The organism is Saccharopolyspora terrae, from assembly GCF_004348435.1.
GTDB lineage: Bacteria > Actinomycetota > Actinomycetes > Mycobacteriales > Pseudonocardiaceae > Saccharopolyspora > Saccharopolyspora endophytica.
Genome location: NZ_SMKS01000068.1, coordinates 24,034 through 31,027, shown reverse-complemented (window position 1 = coordinate 31,027; position 6,994 = coordinate 24,034). Strand labels below are relative to the sequence as shown.

Genomic DNA, 6,994 nt, shown 5'->3' with positions numbered 1-6,994 from the left:
GCGCGCCAACCGATACGCTTCCCACCGAGGTCTCCGGATAGATGTTGATCTTCTTCGTCGCTGATCCATCTACCGGAGACCTCACTATGTTCAACCACCGGGCCCCACGTTCCTAAACAGCTCCTAGCGCGCTCCGCGCCCGATCTGGCACACGACTGACCCAGCCGCGCCTGTCGGGCACGCGGCACAAAGCCGCGACCGATCGGATGTAGGGCGCTATTGTGAAAGCGGGGCCGAATGGCTAGCCCAATCGTCTGTTCTGGCGTGACGACCTCACGTCCGGAACGCCAGGTGCGGTGCGAGCATGCACGAACGACACCCCAGGTACCTGGCGGCGGTCAGCACGACCGTCGCCAACCTTGCTGCGGTTGCCGTCGCGAATGTTGCTGCCGTTGCACTGGTGCTCTCGGGCTTGCTTGGGACTGCGGTCAGCCAGCTCGTCGGAGACTTGACCGGCGTGCTGGCCGCCGTTGCAGCTGCCACGACCTTCGCGTGGACCGGGTGGAGCCGGACAGGCGACGAGCGACGCTGGCGATGGTTGATGGTCTTGGCACTCGCCTGCTTCGCCACTGCGCACGCGCTGTGGACTTGGTACCGCAGCATCGATCCGATGACCTTCCCGAATACTGCGAACGCACTGTATCTCGGGCTTCCGCTGTTTTCGTTCTTGGCCCTGTTCGTCCTGACGAAGAAGGACCAGGATTCAGTTGAAGAACACGAAGTGGCCCCATCGCGTGTGGTCGTCGTGCTCGACGGACTGATCATAGCGGGAAGTGTGTTAGCACTGAGCTGGAAAGTAGCTTTCAGCGTGATTCAGCAAGCCGACACCGTCCGCGCGGGCAGACTCCTTGTGGTGGCTTCCTACACCCTGGCGCACCTAACCCTGATCATCATCGCAGTTCTGCTGTCGATTGCACTGTACCGGGCCTTTCGTTTTCCGCTTGTCTGGTTGGTGTCCGGCCTTGCTGCTATCGCTTTATCAGATTCGGTGTACGTCTACGCCATCGCCAATTATTCGATTCCTCCACTAGTGGCAGATATCGGCTATATGGTGGGCCCGGTGCTGCTCCTGTTCGCCGCGCCGGCGCGCAGTCGGAGACATCCGCGAACAGGTCCGCGAACACCCTTGTTATTCGTGCCGTACGTACCGTTCGCCGCCGTGTGCGGATGGACGCTGTTCACGACGATCTCAACCGGTGATCCGCAGGTCGGCGAGGTGTACGCGCTCATCACCGTGGTGGCGCTGGTGATCGTGCGACAGCTCATCACGCTTCGTCAGCTGCACGCAGCCCGTCGGCAACTGAGCTACCAGGCCAACCATGATCCTCTCACCGGGGCGTCGACGCGGAACGTCCTGCTGCTCCGTCTCGACAAGGCCCTGTCCCAGGATCAGCAGCCTCGGCGCCTCGGCCTCCTGTACGCCGACTTGGATCACTTCAAAGAAGTCAACGACGCACTGGGACACGAGGCGGGGGACACCGTGTTGCGCACGGTCGTAGCTCGCGTTCGCGCCTGCATTCGTCGGACGGATACGTTCGCACGCATGGGCGGCGATGAGTTCGCGATCCTCCTTGACCCTGCCCCTGAAAATCCTCAAGAGTTCAGCAGGAGAATTCAGGAGACATTCGACGAACCCGTCTCGCTGAACGGCCCCTCCTGCACGGTCAGCGCGAGCTTGGGCTACGTTGGATTGGGCAAGAATGATAGTCCGGACGAGGCTCTCGCTCGCGCTGATGAGGCCATGTACCAGGCGAAGGCCGCTGGGCGCAATGGGATCAGAATAAAACCTTGACCGCAGTGATGTTGACGAATTCAGCATGACCTCAGGGCAGACACGGCGCACTGGTTCCGGCAACCCGGCCTGCGCGGCGCGGCCACCATTCGGGGAGACCGCGCTCATCCCCTGTGCCGAAGCCCGAGAGCAGCCTCGCCGCCGATGCATCATCCGGATCCGCAAAGCCGACGTCAAGCGCATGGCATCCCATCCGGACAGGCTGATCGACGATTGATATATCAATCTTCGATCCCAATTGATCTATATTTACGCAGGTCAGAGCACTAAAGCCCGGTGGTCAAAGTGCTCCTCGGGCCGCTGCCGCCCTTGACAGGGCCATCGAGCGAGGCAAGGCTGTTGCATTCAGCGAGCCATGTTCCCCACTGCGCAACAAACGAAAGTTCGGCGTGAGCCACGGCAGCACAGCCAGTGCTGACCAGGCGGATGCGTCCGCGGCCGGATACGAGCTGCGGACGCAACGCGCGAGATCAGCCCTTCAAGCGGCTTTTCTCGGCATTTCCAACGCCGATTTCGCCTGACCGGCCCCAATGGCCTTTCAGGAACCCATCGTTGAAAGGAGGCGGCACCGCGCCAGGTGCCGAACACCATGTCAGCGGAAGTTCCAACGGAAAAACACACAACGCATTCCTCTTCCACAGTTGTCGCTCCATCGCTGGTCAAGCGTGCGGTCACCGCCGCAGCGGTCGGCAACGTCACCGAGTGGTTCGACTTCGGGGTCTTCGCCTACATGGCGATCACCATCGGCAAGGTCTTCTACCCCGAATCGAGCCCGACCGCGCAGCTGCTGGCGACCTTCGGCACCTTCGCGGCGGCCTTCCTCGTACGACCGCTGGGCGGGGTGTTCTTCGGGCTGCTGGGCGATCGCATCGGACGAACCCGTGTGCTCTCCACGACGATGATCCTGATGGCGGTCGGCACCTTCTGCATCGGGATCATCCCCAGCTACAGCACGATCGGGATCGCCGCTCCGATGCTGTTGCTGATCGCCCGGCTGGTGCAGGGCTTCTCCACCGGTGGCGAGTACGGCGGAGCGATGACCTTCATCGCCGAATACGCACCTGACAAACGCCGTGGTTTCCTGGGCAGTTGGCTGGAGTTCGGCACTCTGGTCGGCTACATCCTGGGCGCAGTCGTCGTCATGGTCCTCAACGCGACGCTGTCCGAAGCAGATCTGCTGTCGTGGGGATGGCGAATCCCGTTCCTGATCTCCGGACCGCTGGGAATCGTGGGTCTGTACCTGCGCATGAAGCTGGAGGAGACTCCCGCATTCGCGAAACTCGTCGAAGATGCCGACCGCAAGGAGCAGCACGCCAAGAAGGCGCTCCGGACGATCTTCGAGCAGCACTGGCCGGCCATGCTGCAGTGCGGCGGGCTGGTATTGGTTTTCAACGTCACCAACTACATGCTGACCTCGTACATGCCCACCTACCTCTCCGACGTGCTGCCACCGAACATCGGGGAGACCGAGTCCTACCTGCTGCAGATTGCCGTCATGGGCATCATGCTGATCGTCATCACCTTCATCGGGCGATTCTCGGACCGCGTCGGCCGCAAGCCCGTGGCCCTCAGCGGATGCATCGCCCTGGCGGTGCTGTCGGTTCCGTCCGTGCTGCTCATCCAGCACAACACCACCGGCACTGTCTTCACCGGCCTCCTGATCATGGGTCTCATGCTCGTGGTGTTCAGCGCCACCATGCCTTCGACCCTGCCGGCCCTGTTCCCGACCGGTGTCCGCCAGGGTGCGCTGTCCATCTCCTTCAACACCTCCGTGTCCCTGTTCGGCGGCACCGTTGCCTCGGTCATGACCGCGCTGATCGCCACCACCGGTGACGTCATGTGGCCCGCTTGGTATCTCATGGGGGCAGGCGCCATCGGCGCGATCTCGGTCTGGTTCACCAAGGAGTCCGCCAACCAACCACTTCCGGGATCCCCCGCAGCAGTCGAAGAGCCGGCCGAGCGATCTGAGAGGTGCTAGCGAAGCCCGGTCCTCCCAACACCGCTACGAGGTGCCTTGCTCCGCGCGAGGCACCTCGTCGATCGCCGCGCACACGTCCACGTCCGGCGTCCGGCGATGCGGGACTGGCGCTCATGCCACGCGCCGAGCACCTCTCGCTCACATTTCGGGACGGAACCGGAGCAGCGTCTGACTTCCAGTGGTAGTCAGCTTTCCTCGGTGGTCATCCACGTGGTGCGATCTCCTGGGGCTCCACGGACAACAACGACGGGACCCTGACGTTCCCCGGCACCGCGACCTGCGTGACATCGTTGCGCATCAAATCAACGATCATCACGTTCCGGCTTCCACCGCACGTCGAAGTCACCCGTCTCGACGCGGCTGATCACCGCGGGACCTGCGTTGGCGGCTCCGCGATTCCAAACCAGGCCAGCGGCAACCCTTCCTGCAGAGGGTGGACCGCGAGCTCGGGATCAAGTCCTGCCGCAGCCTCGTACGCCAGAAACCCGAAGGACCACCGACCGTTCGACCTAGCCCGGTGCACCAGGCCGAGAACCGGTGCCACCCCCTCCGGCTGGTGCGCGATCAGCACGCCTGACGGTTGCCGGGAACCGGAGTGCGGTGCCCGCACGGAGATCGTCGAAACGAGCAGCGCCTCAATGCGCCTCAGCCGCTCCGGCAGTCATGCGCCACCGGTTTCCCGGTCGAGGACTGCCAACGGTCGGAACGAATCACTCGCGACGACTGGTACGTCGTGAACGCTCATCGCCACCGTGAACCGCCTTCGCGTGCGACCAGAAGTCAATTCCCGGACGGGGCAACGAATGGCTTCCACGTCGGCATGGGCTTGCCCGGCATCGTTCGATGCCGTCGTCGGGACCGCCTGGGAACGGCACAGCGGTCATGGGAAGACGACCGTGCTGTGGCCGTTGAGCAACACCCGGCGCTCGCAGTGCCAGCGCACCGCGCGGGACAGCGCGAGCGCCTCGGCGTCACGTCCCACGGTTTGCAGCGCACGGGGGTCGTAGGTGTGGTCGATGCGGATGACCTCCTGCTCGATGATGGGGCCTTCGTCCAGATCTGAGGTGACGTAGTGCGCGGTGGCACCGACCAGCTTCACGCCGCGGTCGTACGCCTGGTGGTAGGGCTTGGCGCCCTTGAACCCTGGCAGGAAGGAGTGGTGGATGTTGATGGCACGGCCGTGCAGGGCCTTGCTCGTCTCGTCGGAGAGGATCTGCATGTACCGCGCCAGCACCACCAGTTCGGCGCCGTACTCGTCCACCAGCTGCAGCAGGCGTGCCTCCGCAGCTTCCTTCGTCTCCGGGGTGACCGGGACGTGCACGAACGGCAATCCGGCGGCATCTGCCATCGGGCGCAGGTCTTCGTGGTTGGACACCACCGCGACGATGTCGGCGCCGAGGCTTCCGGCACGCCAGCGGAAGATCAGGTCGTTCAAGCAGTGACCGAGCTTCGAGACCATGACCAGGACCCGGGCGTTCGCGTTGGCGCTGAACTCGTAGGTCATCTCGAACTCGGCTGCCACCGGCCCGAACTCACGTGACAAGTCATCCAGGTCGACGCCATCCGGCGCCGTGACCTGGGTGCGCATGAACAGCCGGTCGCGCACGGCATCGTCGAACTGCTGGTGCTCACCGATGTCGCAACCTCGTTCGTACAGGTAGCCGCTGACGGCGCGGACGATGCCCGTGCGGTTCGGGCAGCTCAGGGTGAGGGTGAAGGTGCGACTCATGCGGATCTCCTCAGCACTCCACGATGTTGAGAGCCAACCCGCCGCGGGCGGTCTCCTTGTACTTGTCCTTCATGTCCGCGCCCGTCTCGCGCATCGTCTTGATCGCCTTGTCCAGCGACACGTGGTGCGCGCCATCACCGCGCACTGCCATCCTCGCTGCGGTGATCGCTTTGACCGAGGCGACGGCGTTTCGCTCGATGCAGGGGATCTGCACCAGTCCGCCGACCGGGTCGCAGGTCAGTCCCAGGTTGTGCTCGATGCCGATCTCCGCGGCGTTCTCGACTTGCTCAGGAGTGCCGCCGATGATTTCGGCGAGCCCGGCCGCAGCCATCGAACACGCTGAACCGACCTCCCCCTGGCAGCCGACCTCCGCGCCGGAGATGGAGGCGTTCTCCTTGAACAGCACACCGATGGCGCCCGCTGTCAGCAAGAACCGCACGACGTCGTCGTCGTTGAAGTCGGACAAGAACTTCTCGCCGTAGTGCAGCACTGCCGGCACGATCCCGGCTGCTCCGTTGGTCGGGGCGGTGACCACACGGCCGCCTGCCGCGTTCTCCTCGTTCACGGCGAGCGCGAACAGCGTGACCCACTCCATCGCGTGCAGCGAGTCCGCCTCGTACCCGTTGATTTCCAGCTGGGCCAGCAGCTTCGCAGCGCGACGGCGGACCTTGAGCCCGCCGGGCAGCGTCCCCTCGGCGTGCGTGCCGCGCTCCACGCACTCGCGCATGACCGACCAGATGTGCAGGAGACCGGCGCGGATCTCTTCCTCCGACCGCCAGGACAGCTCGTTCGCGAGCATGATGTCGCTGATGTCCAGCCCGGTCACCTTGGTCAGAGCGAGCAGCTCATCACCGGTGGTGAACGCGTACTGAACTGCCGTTTCGTCCTCGACGAGGACCGGTCGTCCCGCCTCGTCCTCATCGAGCACGAACCCACCGCCAACCGAGTAGTACTCGCGCCGGTCGAGCTCGCTTCCGTCTGGCGCGCGGGCCACGAACACCATGCCGTTGCTGTGGAAGTCGAGTCGCTTTCGGCGATGCAGGACGACGTCGTCATCGACGGAGAACACGATCTCGTGCTTTCCGCAGAGGTTGATCCGATGCTCCTCGCGTACCCGCGTGACCGCGGGGTCGGCGGCCACCGGGTCGACCAGGTGCGGTTGCTCACCGGACAGTCCGAGCACGACGGCCTTGACGCTTCCGTGGCCGTGACCCGTAGCCCCGAGCGATCCGAAGAGTTCACACCGCACGCTCGCCACCTGGTCGAGCGCTCCGGACTCGTGGAGCCGTGTGACGAAGAGATGAGCGGCGCGCATGGGGCCGACCGTGTGCGAGCTCGAGGGTCCGATCCCGACCTTGAACAGGTCGAACACGGAAATGGTCATCGGCGGCTCCTTGTTCGCGTCGATACCATGAGATGCTTGTTAATATATCAGTCTCATGTAATAGATACATCTACGATGGTGGTGTGCGTCCGTGCCGATCCCAGCCCCTAA

Annotated in this window: 4 protein-coding genes; 2 read left to right on the top strand and 2 right to left on the bottom strand. The window is 63.9% G+C overall.

Annotated features, from left to right (window positions below):
• The first annotated feature begins 304 nt into the window (after positions 1-304).
• Positions 305-1,792 (top strand): GGDEF domain-containing protein, encoded by a 1,488-nt coding sequence (locus tag E1181_RS26310; protein WP_132678809.1) that lies wholly within the window; start codon positions 305-307, stop codon positions 1,790-1,792.
• A 589-nt stretch (positions 1,793-2,381) separates the two neighbouring features.
• Entirely contained in the window at positions 2,382-3,770 is a 1,389-nt protein-coding gene (locus E1181_RS26305) for an MFS transporter (protein ID WP_132678807.1), read from the top strand.
• A gap of 880 nt (positions 3,771-4,650) precedes the next feature.
• Here E1181_RS26305 and purU read toward each other — a convergent pair.
• Both purU and E1181_RS26290 read right to left on the bottom strand, forming a co-directional pair.
• Positions 4,651-5,499, bottom strand: coding sequence for a formyltetrahydrofolate deformylase (gene purU, locus E1181_RS26295; protein ID WP_132678803.1), 849 nt, complete (start codon positions 5,497-5,499; stop codon positions 4,651-4,653).
• Positions 5,500-5,509: 10 nt separating this feature from the next.
• Positions 5,510-6,883, bottom strand: coding sequence for an L-serine ammonia-lyase (locus E1181_RS26290; RefSeq protein WP_132678801.1), 1,374 nt, complete (start codon positions 6,881-6,883; stop codon positions 5,510-5,512).
• Between the last annotated feature and the right edge of the window lie 111 nt (positions 6,884-6,994).

Bases quoted from the DNA above. Each gene is read 5' to 3' on its own strand.
- E1181_RS26310 (WP_132678809.1), top strand. From the start codon at position 305: ATGCACGAACGACACCCCAGGTACCTGGCGGCGGTCAGCACGACCGTC.
- E1181_RS26305 (WP_132678807.1), top strand. From the start codon at position 2,382: ATGTCAGCGGAAGTTCCAACGGAAAAACACACAACGCATTCCTCTTCC.
- purU (WP_132678803.1), bottom strand. From the start codon at position 5,499: ATGAGTCGCACCTTCACCCTCACCCTGAGCTGCCCGAACCGCACGGGC.
- E1181_RS26290 (WP_132678801.1), bottom strand. From the start codon at position 6,883: ATGACCATTTCCGTGTTCGACCTGTTCAAGGTCGGGATCGGACCCTCG.